The following is an 888-nucleotide window of genomic DNA, read 5'->3' as shown; positions in this document are numbered from 1 at the left end:
AAGTTGTGATATGCCCATGTTCAGGCAAGTTCATGTTGAGCAGTTGGTGATGGATTATATCAATCGTATTCGGGCAGATCATCGTGTTACATTAAAAGAATCGGGAAAATTAAGAATTGAGACTAAAAGTAATCAGAAGATGATCCAAGATCTTCAACGCGAACTCGCCAATATGAACGAACGCAGGAAAAAGTGGCAGTATATGTTTGTTGAAAGTTTGATTACTTCGGATGAACTGAGGCAGAGAATGTCAGAGGAAAGTAAAAAAGAAGAAGCGATTAGGGAAAAATTGAAAGAACTGAATCTGTATGCAAACCCATCAACAGCAATAACTGAACAACTTATAGAAATGTCTGAAATCTGGCCGATGCTGAATGATCAGGAACGCGGAGAAGTAATTCGTACGGTCTTCGGAGAAATCGTATTATACACGCCACTCGCAAAGATCAAGGGAATCAAGGGCATGACGTTTGAATCATCAATTAAGTCAGTGAAGTATAAATGATTTGATGCACTTTATAGTGTATACTCTGCCGTCGTGCCCCGTATTCATCGCAGCCAACATATCTAACGCTTCAGCACCACGAACTTCGCCAACAATGATGCGATTCGGGCGCATCCGGAGCGAGGCACGAATTAGATCCCGAATGGAGATTTCACCTCTCCCCTCTGTATTCGCGTTTCTGGTTTCCATTCTGACTAGATTGGGTACGGTTTGTATCTGAAGCTCTGCCGAATCCTCAATCGTAATAATGCGTTCATGAGCTGGGATCCAGGCGCTAAGCGCATTAAGAAAAGTTGTTTTTCCTGAACCTGTACCTCCTCCAATAAAAACGTTGTATCCAGACTCAACCAGCACTTGTAGAACTTCTGCAGCCTCCGCAGAGA

The 888-nt window shown here is 42.8% G+C and carries 2 protein-coding genes; one reads left to right on the top strand and one right to left on the bottom strand.

Annotation, left to right across the window (positions count from 1 at the left end; translation table 11 throughout):
• Positions 1 to 505: hypothetical protein (locus tag AC1DUA_RS39300; protein WP_477504834.1), on the top strand; the 505-nt coding region annotated here is incomplete at its 5' end.
• Here AC1DUA_RS39300 and AC1DUA_RS39295 read toward each other — a convergent pair.
• Positions 488 to 888 (bottom strand): ATPase, T2SS/T4P/T4SS family (locus AC1DUA_RS39295; protein WP_477504833.1); only part of this gene is annotated, 401 nt, incomplete at its 5' end. The genes AC1DUA_RS39300 and AC1DUA_RS39295 overlap by 18 nt on opposite strands.

It is taken from the genome of Paenibacillus sp. 01T422, from assembly GCF_056398785.1.
This window is presented reverse-complemented; position numbering and strand designations above follow the sequence as displayed.